Source organism: Pseudomonas duriflava (assembly GCF_007830155.1).
Taxonomy (GTDB): domain Bacteria; phylum Pseudomonadota; class Gammaproteobacteria; order Pseudomonadales; family Pseudomonadaceae; genus Chryseomonas; species Chryseomonas duriflava.
Map to the genome: position 1 here is coordinate 198,135 of NZ_VLKY01000011.1, position 17,803 is coordinate 215,937.

The 17,803-nt window shown below is 55.9% G+C and carries 16 protein-coding genes; 7 read left to right on the forward strand and 9 right to left on the reverse strand.

All coding sequences use genetic code 11. The features are described 5' to 3' along the window. Window positions 1-116 precede the first annotated feature (116 nt). From IQ22_RS16520 to IQ22_RS16550, 7 genes are all read left to right on the forward strand, one after another. A complete protein-coding gene (locus tag IQ22_RS16520; protein ID WP_145143975.1) occupies window positions 117-1,232 on the forward strand; it encodes an enoyl-CoA hydratase/isomerase family protein in 1,116 nt (371 codons plus the stop codon). 4 nt (window positions 1,233-1,236) lie between these two features. Then, window positions 1,237-2,274, forward strand: a complete 1,038-nt coding sequence (locus IQ22_RS16525) for an AraC family transcriptional regulator (RefSeq protein ID WP_425298874.1) — start codon at window positions 1,237-1,239, stop codon at window positions 2,272-2,274. 123 nt (window positions 2,275-2,397) lie between these two features. Further along, the gene (locus IQ22_RS16530) at window positions 2,398-4,056 is read left to right on the forward strand and encodes an acyl-CoA synthetase (protein WP_145144022.1); all 1,659 of its coding nucleotides are present in this window, start codon (window positions 2,398-2,400) and stop codon (window positions 4,054-4,056) included. Between the two features lie 10 nt (window positions 4,057-4,066). After that, entirely contained in the window at window positions 4,067-4,834 is a 768-nt protein-coding gene (locus IQ22_RS16535; RefSeq protein WP_145143977.1) for an SDR family NAD(P)-dependent oxidoreductase, read from the forward strand. Between the two features lie 14 nt (window positions 4,835-4,848). Then, on the forward strand, window positions 4,849-6,039 hold the full coding sequence (locus IQ22_RS16540) for an acetyl-CoA C-acyltransferase (protein ID WP_145143979.1): 1,191 nt from the start codon (window positions 4,849-4,851) through the stop codon (window positions 6,037-6,039). A gap of 15 nt (window positions 6,040-6,054) precedes the next feature. Further along, complete coding sequence (locus IQ22_RS16545) at window positions 6,055-7,188, forward strand: acyl-CoA dehydrogenase family protein (RefSeq protein ID WP_145143981.1); 1,134 nt, start codon at window positions 6,055-6,057, stop codon at window positions 7,186-7,188. Window positions 7,189-7,191: 3 nt separating this feature from the next. Next, a complete protein-coding gene (locus IQ22_RS16550; RefSeq protein WP_145143983.1) occupies window positions 7,192-7,965 on the forward strand; it encodes an enoyl-CoA hydratase in 774 nt (257 codons plus the stop codon). 48 nt (window positions 7,966-8,013) lie between these two features. On the opposite strand, the gene IQ22_RS16555 is transcribed toward IQ22_RS16550, so the two are convergent. From IQ22_RS16555 to IQ22_RS16595, 9 genes are all read right to left on the reverse strand, one after another. Beyond that, a complete protein-coding gene (locus tag IQ22_RS16555; protein ID WP_145143985.1) occupies window positions 8,014-8,553 on the reverse strand; it encodes a tetratricopeptide repeat protein in 540 nt (179 codons plus the stop codon). A gap of 272 nt (window positions 8,554-8,825) precedes the next feature. Then, window positions 8,826-10,085: an Nramp family divalent metal transporter gene (locus IQ22_RS16560; protein WP_244309226.1), complete on the reverse strand. Its 1,260-nt coding sequence runs from the start codon at window positions 10,083-10,085 to the stop codon at window positions 8,826-8,828. 244 nt (window positions 10,086-10,329) lie between these two features. Beyond that, entirely contained in the window at window positions 10,330-11,280 is a 951-nt protein-coding gene (locus IQ22_RS16565; protein WP_145143989.1) for a 2-hydroxyacid dehydrogenase, read from the reverse strand. A gap of 154 nt (window positions 11,281-11,434) precedes the next feature. After that, complete coding sequence (locus IQ22_RS16570; protein ID WP_145143991.1) at window positions 11,435-12,958, reverse strand: tripartite tricarboxylate transporter permease; 1,524 nt, start codon at window positions 12,956-12,958, stop codon at window positions 11,435-11,437. A 10-nt stretch (window positions 12,959-12,968) separates the two neighbouring features. After that, window positions 12,969-13,442: a tripartite tricarboxylate transporter TctB family protein gene (locus tag IQ22_RS16575; RefSeq protein WP_145143993.1), complete on the reverse strand. Its 474-nt coding sequence runs from the start codon at window positions 13,440-13,442 to the stop codon at window positions 12,969-12,971. Window positions 13,443-13,504: 62 nt separating this feature from the next. Beyond that, on the reverse strand, window positions 13,505-14,476 hold the full coding sequence (locus IQ22_RS16580) for a tripartite tricarboxylate transporter substrate binding protein (protein WP_145143995.1): 972 nt from the start codon (window positions 14,474-14,476) through the stop codon (window positions 13,505-13,507). Between the two features lie 55 nt (window positions 14,477-14,531). Further along, window positions 14,532-15,887, reverse strand: coding sequence for a glucarate dehydratase (gudD, locus tag IQ22_RS16585; RefSeq protein WP_145143997.1), 1,356 nt, complete (start codon window positions 15,885-15,887; stop codon window positions 14,532-14,534). A 108-nt stretch (window positions 15,888-15,995) separates the two neighbouring features. Further along, window positions 15,996-17,339 carry an MFS transporter gene (locus tag IQ22_RS16590; RefSeq protein ID WP_145143999.1) on the reverse strand — a complete coding sequence of 448 codons (1,344 nt, stop codon included), beginning with the start codon at window positions 17,337-17,339 and terminating at the stop codon, window positions 15,996-15,998. Between the two features lie 133 nt (window positions 17,340-17,472). Then, window positions 17,473-17,803: dihydrodipicolinate synthase family protein (locus IQ22_RS16595; RefSeq protein WP_208733658.1), on the reverse strand; the 331-nt coding region annotated here is incomplete at its 5' end.

Genomic DNA, 17,803 nt, shown 5'->3' on the forward strand with positions numbered 1-17,803 from the left:
GCAATAGCTCGCCACAGCGTATGGCCTGCCGTTCAGGTCCACTTGTCAGCGCTTAATCAGCCATACGGTTCAGGACATTAGACGCCTCCTACAAGAACAAGACCGAGACGATACTCATGAGCGATACGTATATTCAGGTTTCAGACATGCCGTTACGGTCGGGCGGAGCGATAGGACGAGTCACGCTCGACGCGCCAACCAGTCTCAATGCGTTGTCTTTTGGTATGGCGGTTCAACTGATGGAGCAGCTCCAGCGCTGGTCCAGTGATCCCCATATCGAAGCGGTGTGGCTGGAGGGCCGCGGCGAAAAGGCATTCTGTGCCGGTGGCGATATCGTGTCGCTGTACAAGGCCATGCGCGAAGGGCAGGCCGGCCCCGGAAAGATGACTGGGGACTACTTCACCCTGGAATATCGACTCGACCATTTCATCCATCACTATCCCAAACCAGTAATCGTCTGGGGCGCAGGCTATGTCATGGGAGGCGGCCTTGGGCTCCTGGCCGGTGCTTCTCACCGGGTTGTGTGCGAAACCACACGGGTGGCCATGCCTGAGGTCAGCATTGGCCTGTATCCGGATGTTGGGGCGAGCTGGTTTCTCAACCGCATGCCGGGCCGCTGCGGGCTGTTCCTGGGCGTGACCGGGGCGCAACTTACTGCTTCTGATGGGGTGTTTGTAGGGCTGGCTGATCGCTGCATTACAGCTGACCGTCGTGAAAACGTATTGGCAGATCTTCAAGCCTTGCCCCATGCGATAAGCCATAGGTCAATTTCTCGGCTATTGCGTGAGCACGAGCAGGCGAGCAGGGGAGTAATGCCCGAGCCGAATGTCCAGCCTCTTTTCGACACGATTCAGGCAATGACTGATGTTGACGATGACCAGGCGTTGCTCATGGGGATCAAGGCATATACCGGCGATAATGCCTGGTTGAGCAAGGCTGCCAGGACGCTGGCTCAGGGCTCGCCCACGTCCGCCGCGATCACGCTGCGCCAGTTGCGGCGGAGCAAGCGGTGGTCGTTGGCGCAGGCGCTGCGCAGCGAGCTGGACCTGTCGGTTCGCTGTACTCAGCTTGGTGAGCTGGAAGAGGGCATCCGCGCCCTGCTGATCGATAAGGATCGTCAGCCCAAGTGGCATCCCGATCCACTGGAGACTGATAACACTGCCTGGTTGGATGCCTTTTTCGAGCCGGCTTTCCCAGAAGAGGAGCATCCGCTTCGTGATCTAAAGGACTAGCAGGGTGCAGCCAAACCCATCGGTTCATAAAGGCACAATCTCTACACATCTGGTCCATGAGGCCCTGCAGGGTTTCTGCGAAGAGAACCTGACGCCAACTGAGCTGTTATCTGCCGTTGGCTTGCCTTCAGATATCCTGCAGGTAACCACCGGGCGCGTTCCGGTTCCCTTCTACGGCAAGCTCTGGCGTCGACTGGCTCGGCGTTATGACGATGAGTTCTTTGGGATGGACCCGCGCGGCATGCGCTCGGGCAGTTTCGAGTTCCTGTGTCGGGCAGGGATGTCACAGCCCACCGTAGGTGCTGCGCTGACCCATGGTCTGGCGTTTCTAAACCTCATGTTCGAGCGGCTGCAGGGCGAGTTGATGCCTAGCCGGAGTCTGGCTGAAATTATCTTACGCGAACCTCAGGGCCCACCTAACCGAGCTTTCGCCTATTTCACCTACTGGATGATCGTGCACGGGGTAGCCTGTTGGCTGGCCGGACGGCGTATACCACTCTTGGCGGTCGAGTTGCGCTGCGAAGAGCCAGCTTTCACGGCAGATTACCGCGTGATGTTCTCAGATAACCTGCGCTTCAATCAGAACCGGACACGTATCATTTTCGCAGCGTCCGCCCTGGATCTACCTGTCCGGCGCAGCGAGCCGGATCTTCAGCGCTTTCTGGCGGAAGCGCCGTGCAATATTCTGGAAAAGTATCGGGATTCGGACAGCCTCGCCAGCCGAATCAAAACACAATTGAGGCTAGTGCCGGGCGAGCACTGGCCGACCAGCGAAGTCCTTGTCCAAACCCTGTGCATGTCCCCTGCTACCTTGCGCCGCCGCTTGGCTGAGCGGGGTCAGTCCTACCAGGCGATCAAGGATGCGGTGCGTAAGGAGCGGGCCATCGACTGGCTGGCGGAACCGGCCATGAGCTATTCCGATATCGCCAGTCAATTGGGCTTTGCCGATATCAGCTCCTTTTATAAGGCCTTTCGTAAGTGGACCGGAACCAATCCCGGACATTACCGCAATCTGATTCTGGCGCAGACCGACTCTACCTGATTGTCCAAACCGCTCAGGCATATTGAAGGGTTTGACCATTGCAAGACCAGACCTACGAGATACAGTCAAAAGGTGCCCCTGACGTTCCAATAAAAACAACCCGAGGAACTCACCATGCAGGCTATGCAGGACTATCAGACTGCCTATTCCCGCTTCGATTACGCCACCGTTGTCAGACCTCGACTCAGTGGAACGCTTGATTCTCTCAATGCCTGTGTCGAATGCTGTGACCGTCATGCCTTGCCGGGACGTATCGCCCTGTTCTGGGAGGGACGCGACGGCAGCAGCGAGACCTGGACATTCACCGAGCTGCAACAGCGTTCGGCCCAGTTCGCCCATTTCCTGACCGCCCAGGGGATAGGCCCTGGAGACTGTGTAGCCGGGTTGATGCCTCGTACGCCCGAGCTGTTGATCACGATTCTGGGAGCCTGGCGGGCCGGTGCGGTCTATCAGCCGCTGTTCACAGCCTTTGGTCCCAAGGCCATCGAACATCGTCTGAACACGTCAGGTGCCAAGCTGGTGGTCACGGAAGGGGCGAATCGCGGCAAGCTGACCGACGTTGAGAATTGCCCGGCTATCGTCACGTTGGGAGGCCGACGCGGCCTGGGCATCGAGCGAGGGGACTTTAGTTTCTGGAGTGAGCTGGAAAAGCACTCGACTCATTTCGAGCCTGTCATGCGAAGGGGTGATGATCCATTTCTGCTCATGTTCACGTCCGGGACTACTGGGCCGGCCAAACCTTTGGCCGTGCCTCTCAAGGCTATCGCGGCCTTTATAGGCTATATGGAAGATGCGATTGACCTGCGCCCTGAAGACGCCTTTTGGAACGTAGCCGACCCGGGCTGGGCCTATGGCCTGTACTATGCTGTGACTGGCCCATTGGCACTGGGGCATCCTACGACGTTCTACGATGGCCCTTTCTCGGTAGAAAGCTCCTGCCGAATAATTCGCAAGTACGGCATCACCAATCTGGCCGGGTCGCCTACAGCCTATCGCATGCTAATTGCCGGTGGCGACAGCGTTATCGAATGTTTGAAGGGGCGGCTACGGGCGGTCAGCAGTGCGGGCGAGCCGCTCAATCCTGAGGTCATCCGCTGGTTCGCCCAGAATCTTGAGGCCACCATCCATGACCATTATGGCCAGACTGAGCTGGGCATGGTGCTGTGCAATCACCATGCACTGAAGCATCCGGTACGTGCCGGGTCCGCGGGCTTCGCAAGTCCCGGCCACCGGGTAGTAGTGGTTGATGACAACGCTCGAGAGTTGCCTGTTGGGCAGCCGGGCATCCTGGCGGTGGACCTGAAGCAATCGCCCATGTGCTGGTTTGCAGGCTACCTGGATATGCCTACCAAGGCATTCGTCGATCATTACTACCTTAGTGGAGATACGGTCGAGCTCAACGCCGACGGTAGTATCAGTTTCGTAGGGCGCTCCGATGATGTCATCACGACTTCAGGCTACCGCGTCGGTCCCTTTGATGTAGAAAGCGCCCTGATCGAGCACCCGGCCGTTATTGAGGCGGCAGTGGTCGGCAAGCCGGACCCGGAGCGGACCGAGATTATCAAGGCGTTTGTAGTCGTTCACGCTAAATACCGCGAGACCCCTGACCTTGCTGATGTGCTGCGCCAATACGTACGCAAGCGGTTGGCGGCCCATGCTTATCCTAGAGAAATCGAATTCGTGGCGGAGCTTCCCAAAACGCCCAGCGGCAAGGTCCAGCGCTTCATCCTGCGTAATCAGGAGATCGCTAAAGCCCAGGCCGCTCAGGTGTCCGCGGCGTAAGGAGTGCACTATGCAAATCGAAAACAAGGTCTTTTTGGTGACCGGAGCCGGTTCAGGGCTCGGCGCGGCAACGGCCTCGCTGCTGGTCAGCGCCGGTGCGCGCGTCATGCTGGTCGACATGCATGCACCAAGTATCGAGGCCAAAGTAGACGAACTTGGGCCACAGGCCCGTTGTGCTATTGCGGATGTTACCCAGGAGGCGGAGGCCCAATTAGCGGTTGCAGCCGCGTTGGACACGTTCGGTGCTCTTAACGGACTGGTCAATTGCGCCGGTGTGGTGGGTGGTGAAAAGGTGCTGGGACGTGGCGGAGTGCATGGGCTGGACAGCTTCAGCCGCATCGTAGGTATCAACTTGATTGGCAGCTTCAACATGTTGCGGCTGGCTGCCGACGCGATGGCGCAGGGCGAACCGGATAGTGACGGCGAGCGCGGTGTCATCATCAACACGGCTTCGATTGCCGCGTTCGACGGTCAGATCGGGCAAGTGGCCTATGCCGCCTCGAAAGGCGGCGTAGCCAGCATGACATTACCGGCTGCTCGAGAGCTGGCACGTTACGGCATCCGTGTGGTGACCATTGCTCCCGGAATCTTCGAAACCCCCATGATGGCAGGCATGAGCGATGAGGTACGCGCCTCCCTGGCCGCAGGCGTACCGTTCCCGCCGCGCCTTGGCCGGCCGGATGAATACGCTGCGCTGGTAAAGCACGTTATCGAAAACAGCATGCTCAATGGTGAGGTGATCCGTCTCGACGGCGCCCTGCGCATGGCCGCCAAGTAGGAAGGGGAAACAGTATGAACACTCAAGACCCTGTTGTTATCGTAGCCCTGGCCCGCACGCCCATGGGCGGTTTTCAAGGTGATCTGCAAAGCCTAAGCGCCACGCAGTTAGGAACCCAGGCCATTCAGGCTGTCATCGAGCGTAGCGGTGTGGCCGCAGATGCGGTTGACGAGGTACTGATGGGCTGTGTTCTGCCGGCTGGGCTGGGGCAAGCGCCGGCGCGCCAGGCTGCCTTAGGCGCAGGGCTTGCGCAGCATACGGCGTGTACCACGCTCAACAAAATGTGTGGCTCCGGTATGCAGACCGCGATTCTTGGGCATGACCGCTTGTTGGCTGGCAGTGTCCGTGCAGTAATAGCAGGGGGCATGGAAAGCATGTCCAACGCTCCCTACCTGCTGGATCGCGCGCGCTCCGGCTACCGCATGGGACATGGCCGCGTGCTGGATCATATGTTTTTTGACGGCCTGGAAGATGCGTATGACAGGGGGCGGCTGATGGGTACTTTTGCCGAGGATTGCGCGCAGCAGCATGACATCGGTCGTTTGGCGCAGGATGAGTATGCGGTGGCGTCGTTGACTCGTGCGCGCAAGGCCATCGAAGAGGGAGCTTTTGCCGCAGAAATCGTTCCGGTTAGCGTCATGTCTCGCAAGGAAACCCGCGTGATTCGTGATGATGAGCAACCGCCTAAGGCACGGCTCGACAAGATTTCTGAACTCAAACCTGCGTTTCGTGAGAACGGTTCGGTTACGGCTGCCAACGCCAGTTCCATCTCCGACGGTGCGGCGGCGCTTCTGCTGATGCGCCGTTCCGAGGCCGAACGGCAAGGATTTACGCCATTGGCTGTCATTCATGGTCATTCCGTATTTGCCGATGCGCCACATCTGTTTCCTACCGCCCCGATCGGCGCTGTTCAGAAACTGATGGCACGCACTGGCTGGTCGCTTGAAGACGTAGACCTGTTCGAGATTAACGAAGCGTTTGCCGTAGTGGCCATGATCGCCATGCGCGAGTTGGGCTTGCCGCATGAAAAGGTCAATGTTCACGGAGGTGCCTGTGCGCTGGGGCATCCCATTGGGGCGTCCGGCGCACGCGTTCTGGTCACGCTTGTTTCGGCATTGCGACGTTATGGGCTGCGAAAGGGCGTAGCGGCTATCTGCATTGGCGGGGGCGAAGCGACTGCCATGGCAGTGGAATGTCTGTATTGATCTGAGGAAGCCACCATGCTGATTACAGAAGAACAACAAAGCATTGCCGAGATGGCCCGTCAATTTGCCCAGGAGCGGCTACGCCCCTTTTCGGCGGAGTGGGATCGAGAGCATGCCTTTCCTCGCGAGGCGATACGAGAGATGGCCGAACTGGGATTCATGGGCATGCTGGTGCCTGATACCTGGGGTGGCTGTGATACAGGCTATATTGCTTATGCGCTGGCGCTTGAAGAGATTGCCGCCGGTGACGGTGCCTGCTCAACCATCATGAGCGTGCACAATTCGGTCGGTTGTGTCCCGATTTATCGTTTCGGCACGGAAGAGCAGAAAACCCAATTTCTGATGCCATTGGCAACTGGAGAGATGATCGGGGCCTTTGCTCTTACCGAGCCCCAGGCCGGCTCGGATGCCAGCGACCTGCGCACCAAGGCGCGGCGTGAGGGCGATGAGTATGTCATTAACGGTGCCAAGCAATTCATCACCTCGGGCAGCACGGCCGGAGTCGTAATCGTCTTTGCCATCACGGATCCATCGGCAGGCAAGCGTGGCATCAGCGCCTTTCTCGTCCCCACCTCAACGCCCGGCTATTCCGTCGTCAGGGTCGAGCACAAGCTGGGAATACACGCTTCTGATACCTGCCAGATCCAGTTGGACAATGTTCGCATTCCGGCCTCCTACCGGTTAGGAGAAGAAGGGCAAGGCTACAAGATTGCCCTGGCAAATCTGGAGGGCGGGCGTATCGGAATTGCTGCCCAGGCAGTCGGTATGGCCCGGGCTGCGTTCGACTATGCACGGCATTACGCCCACGAGCGGCAAACCTTTGGGAAGCCTATCGTCAAGCATCAGGCCGTCGCGTTCCGGCTGGCCGATATGGCAACTGAAATCGTGGTGGCGCGGCAGATGGTATTGCATGCCGCGGCGTTGAAAGAAGCGGGTCGGCCGGCGCTGGTCGAGGCGTCCATGGCCAAGCTTTTCGCCTCGGAGATGGCTGAGCGGGTTTGCTCTGCAGCGTTACAGACATTGGGTGGCTATGGTTACCTGAATGACTATCCGCTCGAGCAAATCTACCGGGACGTCCGTATCTGTCAGATTTACGAAGGCACCAGTGACATCCAGCGGCTCGTCATTGCCCGGAACCTTGGAGAATAATGCATGACTTATGAAACCTTGCTTGTTGAAGTCCAAGAGCGCGTGGCGCTGATCACTCTGAACCGTCCTCAGGCCCTCAATGCGCTCAACGCTCAGCTGATTAATGAACTCAACCAAGCACTGGATGAGCTGGAGCGTGACAAGGGCATCGGCTGTATTGTCCTGACCGGTTCCTCGAAAGCGTTTGCCGCCGGGGCGGACATCAAGGAAATGGCCGATCTGACCTTCCCGGATATCTACCTGGACGATTTTTTCGCTGCGGTGGATCGTGTTGCCAGCCGGCGCAAGCCCATGATCGCTGCCGTGGCCGGGTATGCCTTGGGAGGCGGTTGCGAACTGGCGCTGCTATGCGATTTCATTTATGCGGCTGAGAATGCCAAGTTCGGGCTGCCGGAAATCAAGTTGGGCGTACTGCCCGGTATGGGCGGCACCCAGCGCTTGACCCGAGCATTGGGCAAGGCGAAGGCCATGGAAATGTGCCTTACCGGTCGAATGATGGAGGCGACTGAAGCTGAACGGGCAGGGCTGGTGGCTCGAATCCTGCCAGTGGACAGTCTGCTGGATGAAACTTTGAAAGTTGCCCATGAGATCGCTGGCAGGTCGATGACCGCCACGCTTATGGCCAAGGAAAGCATCAATCGTGTCTTCGAAACCAGCCTGAGCGAAGGCGTGCGCTTTGAGCGCCGCCTGTTTCACTCTATTTTTGCCACCGCAGATCAAAAGGAAGGGATGGCTGCTTTTGTCGAGAAGCGTGAAGCAGACTTCAAGCATCGCTGAGGTAAGGGTAGGAGCTGGGGCAGTTGAAAGGCTGACCCAGCTGTCGATTCAGGGAAAGGTAGACAGACGCTGGCAGCTACTTTCGAATTTCTTGTCGCAAGCGCTTTGGTAAAGCCGCTTGGCCTGAAACGTATCCCTTGGCAGGCCATGCATGCCGTCCATGTAGAAATTACCTAGCATGTGCTGGGCCATTGGATTACCCCCAGCCGCAGACTGGTTCAGGTACTTGATCATGTCCGCTTCGTTGGCCATCGCCGGATCGGCCTGCCCCGAGTACAAAAATGCCAGGTTAACGGCCGCTTCAGGATGACCACGGTCGGCGGCCATCTTCCACCAGTATTCGGCTTGCTTGAGGTCTTTCCTGGGTTTCCCCATGAAGTAGAAATTGGCCAGCTTGACCTGCGCCTCGATATCGCCACGCTCGGCCATCACCTTGGCGGTATTGAAATCCATGGGTGCCTGCGCTGTTGGGCTGGCGGCTTTAGAGGGTTGATCTGTAGCCGCTTCGGGAATCTCAGCGCCTTGCTGGACGCAACCACTGAGGAGTAGGAGTCCAAACAACGAGCCAGCCAGTTTCTTAATGAACATTGATTCTCCTTGATAATGAGCGTCGGGCCTGATTTTTAGGCTTGGCCATAGCATAAAGATTCACTTCCTTAAGGCATAACATCTGTGCGTTGCTACCAAAAAGCTGGGGTTCTTAAACTCCGTCGCATACCCCTAGCCTTGCTTAAGCCACTTATCAGCTTTCTAAAAAGTAGCCTTATAAAGCGTCTAGTAATGGAAAAAGTCCTAATTCAACGGTCTACCTGGAGGACCAAAAATGCCTGAGGATCTTGTAAATCCTCAGGCGTAGTGGCTCATGTAAGCAGATCAGCACCTAGCTGGAAGGCAATCCAGACGGCTAGTGCGGTCGCGAAACCCAACGCAATATTTTCGAACCAGTTGTTCCGGTATTTACCCAGCAGCGATTTCTGGTTGGACATAATCAGCAGGCCAAGCGAAATAACCGGTAGGCCTATAATGTTCAATGCATTTACCGCAATGGTAAGAGTCACGAAATTCGGCATACCGGGTAGGGACCAAATCAACGGTGTGACCAAGATGAAAAGCATGAACCACTTATGCATCGGGTCGTTATGCAGCACCTTGCCGTAGCGTTCGCGGCGGCCGGGGCGGATGTATTGGAAGGCATCGGTGATAAGCATGGGCAATGCTGTTGTCTTGCCGGAGATGCTTGCAAACAGCGTTGCAAAAACACCCACGAAGAAAATTAACCAGCCGCCTTTGCCAAAATAGAGCTCCAGTGCAGTGCCCAGATCATCCAGCGTATTCACTTGAATACCGTTGGGTCGTAGGATTTCGGCACCGACTACCCAGATTGCCAGGTTAATAATGATGCCTACGATTACTGCAAACAGGAGGTCGTTACGCTGAATGCGCTTGTGCTCAGGCCCCGTCCAGCCTTTCTCTTTCATGACATACGGATGAACGAAGTTGGAGAACGATCCTGCCACGGCACCAATGACCGACACGGCAACCAGTAGGGCGCCATGAACACCTTCATCCGCCGGAATGCTGAACCCGATAGTGCCGGACAAAATCCCCCCTAGGTCCGGTGTAGCCATGATGGCCAGAGATAGAAAGGCCAATGTCATAATGGCCAGCAGAAGCTTCATTACCCCCTCGATCATGGTGTAAAAGTTTCGGCCAACAAGCATCCATACGGCCAGCACGACGGCTACCGAACACAACAGGGGATGATTGATATGTAGCAAAGTCGATAGGGCCTCGCCCGCGCCCTTGACCATATATGCATTCGTCAGGTGTGCCATGATCAAGGCATAGCCAAACATAAAATAAGCAAAAAGAGGATGTAGTTGGGCATAGCCCTGCAAAATGCTCATGCCCTGGTTATTACATAGCTGGAACCGAGCAATAATGTTCACGATTAGAAAACGGAGCAGCAGGGAGACGGCCAATACCCACATCATGGCATAGCCATAATTGGAGCCTGCTACCGATGAGGTGATCAGGTCTCCTGCACCTAGCCAAGAGAGCACAGCAATGATGCCGGGTCCTAATATCTTGACCACATTGGCCAAGGAAAAGCGGGAGATGCCGGTTGCCTTTTTCGAAGCGGATTCGGTTTGCGCCACGGGATTAACCCTCTGAATAGATTGATTGTTTTTGTCACTATCAAGAGCGTTTCACAGTCCAATGTCGGCAGACCTACTGCAGGCCATAGAACGGGGTTCAAACAAGCCTGCCTCGTTGGGAGGGGAGCGATGGAACGTTATCGAGTCTCCTGTTCGAAAGGGAAAGGAACGCCTCCTTGCGCTCATGCAAGGGAGGCATGAGCGATTACACGGGCGTTTTGAGCTGCCCGTTTGTGAAATAAAGGGTCAGGTTTTCAAAGGCGAGATCAGCCATGGCCTGACGAGTCTCGTGAGTGCCGCTGCCCAGGTGGGGCGTCAGGACAACATTGTCCATTTCCAACAACGGTTGGGGCACGTGAGGCTCATGGGCAAAGACATCAAGCCCGGCACCAGCAATCACGCCGCGTTGCAACGCGTCTACCAGAGCTGCCTCATCTACTACGGAGCCGCGGGCGATATTGATCAGATAGCCATCCTTGCCTAGGGCCTGGAGTATGTCGGCATCGATCAAATGGTGGGTAGCACTACCACCAGGAACTGCCAACACAAGAAAATCGGCTTGGCTGGCTAAGGTCTTGAGATCGGGCTCATAGCGATAAGGTACGTCCTGCTGCTGATGGCGACCGTAATAAGCTACCTTCATGTCGAAAGCCGTTACTCGCTTGGCGATCGCCTTGCCAATATTGCCCAGCCCGACGATACCGCAGGTTTTACCGGCGAGCTTGCGTCCCAGAGGAAACTTTTCCTTTAGCCAGCGGCCGCTGCGCACGAATCGGTCCGATGCACTGATGCTGCGTGCTACATCGATCAGCAGGGCAAATGCTGTATCGGCCACACAATCATCCAGTACGCCAGGAGTATTACTGATCAGAACGTTTCGGTCGCGTGCAGTCGCGACATCAATAGCGTCATAACCTACCCCAAAACTGACAATGACCCGCAAATGAGGTAATGCTCGGATGATGTCACCGGTACAGCCATGAATACCACTCGTGACAATTCCGTTGATGTCTTCTGCATGGGTAGCCAAAAAGTGTTTCGGATCGTCGGTTTCCCATAAGCGGTGCGTTTTATAGGTGGACTCGATCCGCTGTTGCAGGGAAGGAAACAGTGGGCCGATCAATAGCAAGGTGGGCGATTGTGACGTGTCGCTCATGAAGGGTCTCCTGTAAAGATAACGGGGTGTAGGTCCGTGTGGTCTCTCCTGGCGGTCAGCCCGCTTCGTTCGTTCTATTACGTGGTATCACGCAGGTGGCACAGGGCTGAACTTATTAAAAGAGGCCCGGTGTAGAAGCACCGGGCCGGGACTGTCACGAGCGTAACAACTCGGCGGCTCCGTTTTTTTTCTGCGGACGCAGGGTGCCGTAGACATGCCAGGCGATTGAAAAAACAGCCAGCAGCAAAAAGGTGGCGCAAATCGGGTTAGTCAGGAATCCCGTGAAGTTTCCGTCTGAAAGCATCAGTCCACGGCGCAGATTGGTTTCGGCCATCGGCCCGAGAATGAAGCCGATGATGAAGGGGGCCGCAGGAATGCCCCCTTTTACAAAGCCGTAGCCGATCAGGCCGAACAGCAGGATGGTCCAGATATCAAAGATGCGACTGCTAAGGCCAAAGGCACCTACTACGCACAGCACCAGGATGATAGGCAGGAGGATATGTTTGGGGACGGCCAGTAGCTTAATAAAGATCCGCAATCCATAGAATTCCAGTACCAACATCATGACAGAGGCCAGGAGCAGGGCGGCGAAGATCGTATAGACCAGACTGCCCTGGCTCATGAACAGCATTGGCCCAGGCTGAATGCCATGGATCATGAAGCCGCCCAGCAGAATAGCCGTCACGGCATCGCCTGGGATTCCCAGGGTCAGCAACGGAATCATCGCGCCGCCAATACCAGCATTATTAGCTGTTTCACTGGCGACCACCCCATCGATAACACCCTTGCCGAACTTTTCGGGATATTTCGAGCGTTTCTTGGCCACGATGTAGGACACGATGTTCGAAGTGCCAGCTCCTACACCCGGCAGAATGCCAATGCCGATACCAATCAGAGAAGAGCGGATCGCGTTGGGCAGTTGGCTGACGAATTCCTTCATCGAAAACCCGAATCCCTTGATCTGCCTCATGCTGACCGTGGCCACCGTAGCCTTGCGCTCGGCTCTTACGCTTTCGGCTACCTTAATGATCTCCGAAATGGCGAAGATGCCTACCAGCACGGTAAGAATCTCAAAGCCGCTGTTCAAATTGGGCGTATCAAAGGTAAAGCGGCGAATGGCATCAACCGGTGCGATTCCCACTGTAGCAAAGACAAAGCCCATCACACCGGAGAACAGTCCTTTAATCATCGAGCCGGTCGAGAGCGTAGCAATCAATGTCAGAGAGAAAATCGCAATCCCAAAATATTCATGCGGGCCAAACCGCAAGGCGATCTTGGCCAGCCAGGGTGCGATGAACATCAGCGCGGCGATACTCAGGATCGTACCGATAAACGAGAACACGATTCCAGCACCCAGCGCCTTGACTCCTTCGCCTTTTTCCATCATCGGCGCGCCGTCGAATGTAGTGGCGATAGAAGAGGGAGTGCCTGGAATCTTTAGCAGAATGGCAGAAATCAGCCCTCCCGAAGTCGCGCCGATATACAGTGATACCAATAACGATAGACCGGCAGCGGGTCCCATGGTGTAAGTCAAAGGCAGGCTCAACGCAATGGCCATCACGGCGGTAAGACCAGGTACAGCACCGAAGACAATGCCGACTGCTACACCGAGGGTAATAAGAACTAGAATCTGCAGCGAAAATACAGCGGAAAAACCTTCCTGCAAGAGTTCGAGCATGGCCGTCTCCTTAGAGGTCCAGGAATCCGGCTGGCAGCATCAGATCGAAGCCATGGCGGAAGATAAAGTAGATGGAGACCGAGGCGACAGCGGCGATGATCAGGTAACTTACATGTTTCACACGCTGGCTGACGGGCGTTAATACCATGAACTGAAGATACAGATACACCGTCGTCATGAGCAGAAAGCCAACGGCTTTCAGCAGAGCAGCGTAGAGAACAATCAACCCTAAGGTTTTAAGTACGGTAGCGTAATCAATCGGTGTGTTGTCATCTTCCGATTCCGCCTGGGAGGTGGCCGGTTTTCTACTTGCGATCAATTGCAGTATGCCCAGTAGGCATAGGATAAAGGCTAGGACATAAGGGACGAACGCTGCATCAATGAAGCCTTTGCGGGGTAGGTTCATTGTCATGAACAGGTAAGACAGACCAGCGCCGAGCATCACCACGCCGATCACAAGCTCTTTTTTCTTGTGGCCTTCCATATAGAGTCCTCACACGGAAAAGCAGCGCAGGTTTGTTAGTTGAGCCTGCGCTGGTAGGGTGGTTACTTGTTTTGCTGCAGCAAATCCTTGTATTGCATGAACGTTTCGCGTGTTTCCTTCAGGCGGGCTATGGCTTCTTCCGTGTTGTAATAGCTCACCGGCTGTTTGAAGCCTTGCTCGAGATCCTTCGCATAGGCAGGCATCTCAGTGATTTGCTTCATGATGTCAGCCATCTTTTTTACAATGGCCGGGTCTGTTCCTTTAGGGAAAGCAATGACATAAGGCTTGTCTACAACAAAGTCGATACCCTGTTCCTTGAAGGTTTTTACATCGCCCAAGAGTGGGTTCGGTTCTTCGTTGGGCTGCGCCAGAATCGTCATGTCACTCGTTTTGACATAATCCTGTACGGCCCCATAACTCACGGCCGACATGTCGATACGGCCGCCTAATAAGGAGGTCACTTTTTCGGCAGCCGAGCCGGTATCGACCATCTTGAGTTCTATTCCGGCAAGCTTCTGAAAGATCAGTCCTTGCAAATGCGAGAAGCCGCCTAACTCCGTTCCATAGATAACGCTGTTGGGCTTCGCTTTGGCTTTTTGGATGAGAGCATCCAGCGTATCAATACCGGACGCTTTTCCTGATACAAAAACCGCGCCCTTGTCTACTCCAGCGATACAGGACACATCGAAGGCATCGTAGCCGTAGTCGATCAGGCCGGAGACCTCATTGACAACTAACTGGCCGACATGGGCAAACAAGATCGTATTGCCGTTGGGTTCAGCCTCTTTGACCTGTGAGGTGGCTACGGAGCCGCCACCACCGCCCATGTTGGTAATGACCATCGACTTGCCCGTGATCTGGTTAAAGTACTTGGCCATCGTCCGAGCATTGAAATCGGTGTCGCCACCCGCACTGGCAGGCACGATGACCTGGACGGGACGGGTGGGCCACTTGGTTTCTTCCGCAGCGAGCGCACTGATGGCAGTCAGTGAAACGAAAGCGGTTACAAGGGAGGCGCACAGTGCTTTTTTCATTATTTTACTCCTAAGGTACGGTTACGCTGCGTAGGGCGATCTACGTTGGGGCTGTTCAGCGCACCAGGCAGGGGCGCTTGTTATCAAAGATCCAATTCGGAACCAGGAACTGCATGGCGACCGAGTCATCACGCGCGCCCAGGCCCATCCCCTTGTAGAGCTCATGGGCTTTGGCTACCTGGTCCATATCGATTTCTACACCCAGCCCTGGCTTTTGCGGCACGGCTACCAGACCATTCTTGATCTGGAACGGCTCCTTGGTCAGACGCTGGCCGTCCTGCCAGATCCAGTGCGTGTCGATAGCTGTGATTTTGCCGGGTGCAGCGGCAGCAACATGGGTGAACATTGCCAGAGAAATGTCGAAGTGGTTATTGGAATGCGAACCCCAGGTCAGCCCCCAGTCATTGCACATCTGTGCCACACGTACGGAGCCTTGCATGGTCCAGAAGTGCGGGTCGGCTAGTGGAATGTCTACCGATTGCAACTGGATAGCATGGCCCATCTGGCGCCAGTCGGTGGCGATCATGTTGGTGGCGGTAGGCAGGCCTGTTGCTCGTCGAAACTCGGCCATGACTTCGCGGCCGGAATAACCATTCTCGGCACCGCATGGGTCTTCCGCATAGGCCAGCACATGGTGCTGGTCACGGCACAACGCGATGGCTTCCTTTAATGACCAGGCACCGTTGGGGTCCAGCGTGATGCGAGCCTCCGGGAAGCGCTCGGCCAGTGCCGTCACCGCTTCGATCTCCTCCTCACCGCGCAGTACGCCGCCTTTCAATTTGAAATCGTTGAAACCGTAGCGTGCATAGGCCGCCTCAGCTAGACGAACAATCGCTTCAGGCGTCATGGCTTCTTCATGACGTACACGGAACCAGTCGTTTTCAGCCTCGGGCTCGCTGCGATAGGCCAGGTTGGTCTTGGTACGGTCGCCTACGTAGAACAAGTAGCCCAGCATTTCTACAGCATCACGTTGCTGACCCTCACCCAGAAGAGCGGCTACTGGCACATTAAGGTGCTGGCCCAGTAGGTCGAGCAGAGCGGCTTCTACGGCGGTAACAGCGTGGATGGTGATACGCAGATCAAATGTCTGCAGTCCGCGGCCAGCAGAGTCACGGTCAGCAAAGGTACTGCGCATTTGGTTGAGAATATTGTTATAGGCCCCGATAGGCTGCCCCACGATCAGGCTGCGCGCGTCTTCCAGGGTCTGACGGATTTTTTCGCCACCCGGCACTTCGCCAACCCCTGTGTGGCCAGCGTTGTCCTTGATCAGGATGATATTACGAGTAAAGAACGGACCATGAGCGCCACTGAGGTTAAGCAGCATGCCGTCATGCCCGGCAACGGGGATAACTTGCATGTCTGTGATAACCGGTGCGTGTGTCAATGCGTCGTGATTAACCTGGGCGTTCATCATTATTCCTCTTGTACGCGATAGGCTGTAACTAAACGTGGCGCTAGGCCTTTATGGTGTGTTCGATGAGTAACGCCTGGCCGCTCTACGCTGCCAGGCAAAGACGTACTACGCTGTCCGGCTTTCAAAAACAGGTTCACCCGAATCCGGCTTTTGCCCCTTAGGTGTCGTACGGGCAAAGAACACCACGACAGCAGCCAGGATCGAGGTACAGGCCAAACCGTAGAGGCCACCCTGAATCGAACCGGTCCGCTCTTCGAGAATGCCGAATACCGTCGGTGCCACGAATCCGCCTAGATTGCCCACAGAATTAATCAAGGCCAGTACAGCAGCTGCGATGCGTGCGTCCAGGTAGGCTTGTGGAATAGGCCAGAAGGAGGAAGACGCTGATTTGAACCCAATGGCAGCGAAACAGATAGCGACATACGCGAAGATCGGGCCGCCGGTCGTAGACATGAACATGCCTGCCGCCGCAATGAGCAGGGCAACGGCTACCCAGGCTTGCTGAAACTTCCAGCGCGCGGACCCTGAAGCAAAGAGATACATGGCTACGATCGAGATGATCCAAGGTACGGAGTTGAACAATCCAACCTCGAAATCACTGATGTTGCCCATTTTCTTGATGATGCTGGGCAGCCAGAACGTCGCGGCATAAATAGTCAGCTGGATGGCAAAGTAGATCAGGCAGAAAAGGGCAATCTGCGTGTCCTTGAGCAGTTGTAGCAAGGTTGGCTTGACCGTTTGTGCCTGCTCACGCTGGCGCTGCTCTTCAGCGATGGCCTCCACCAGCGCATCCTGCTCCTCACGTTTGAGCCATTTGGCATCATGAGGCAAGGAGTCCAGCCAGAACCAGACAAATCCGCACAGAGCTACGGAAAAGAGTCCTTCGATCAGGAACATCCACTGCCAGCCATGCAGGCCCAGGCCTTCGATTTGCAGCAAGGCACCAGTCACAGGGCCGGAAATGATCGAGGCGATGGCCGAGCCGGAAAGAAAGAGTGCAATCGCCTTGCCGCGTTCAGCACCTGGTAGCCAGCGTGTGAAGTAATAGATGACACCCGGGAAGAAGCCCGCTTCGGCCACACCAAGCAGAAAGCGCAGGATGTAAAAGTGCGTTTCGTTCTGGATGAACGCCATCATGGCGGCCACGATGCCCCAGGTGGCCATGATACGTGTCAGCCAGGCGCGTGCGCCGACCCGTTGCAGCAGAATGTTGGATGGCACCTCAAAGAGTGCGTAACCCACAAAGAACAGGCCTGCCCCAAGACCATAGGCAGCTACGCCAATGCCAAGGTCGGTCTGCAGATGGTTTTTGACAAAGCCGATATTCACGCGATCAATGTAATTGACGATGAACATGAGGATGAACAACGGTAGAACGTGCCGTTTAACCTTGGCAACGGCAGTGGCCAGCGTCTCGGCTGAATATGCTGAGGAGGGGGTGTAACTCATAGACGTTCTCCCACTGTTATTCTTGTGGCGGGTAACGGTTTATGGGTGGAGCAGGATAATGCTGCCCCGGAAATAAAAAGAGGCTCGGCGGAAATGGGCACACCTGTATAAAGCGCCGCCGAACCAAGAGCTGTTACTGCTGGCCGAGCTTATCGATCAGAGCCGCCAGGCGCTCATACTCGTCCGGCTTGAGATCGGTCAGCGGTGCACGCACCGGGCCGGCATCATGGCCTACGATCTTCGCACCGGCTTTGACAATGCTTACGGCATAACCGGAGCAGCGGTTGCGGATGTCCAGATACGGCAGGAAGAAGTCATCAATCAACTTGCCCACGGTCTCGTGGTCGTCCGCGGCGATGGCCTTGTAGAAGTCCATGGCGGTCTTGGGAATAAAGTTGAACACTGCCGAGGAATACACCGGTACGCCCAGGGCCTTGTAGGCTGCAGCATAAACTTCAGCGGTC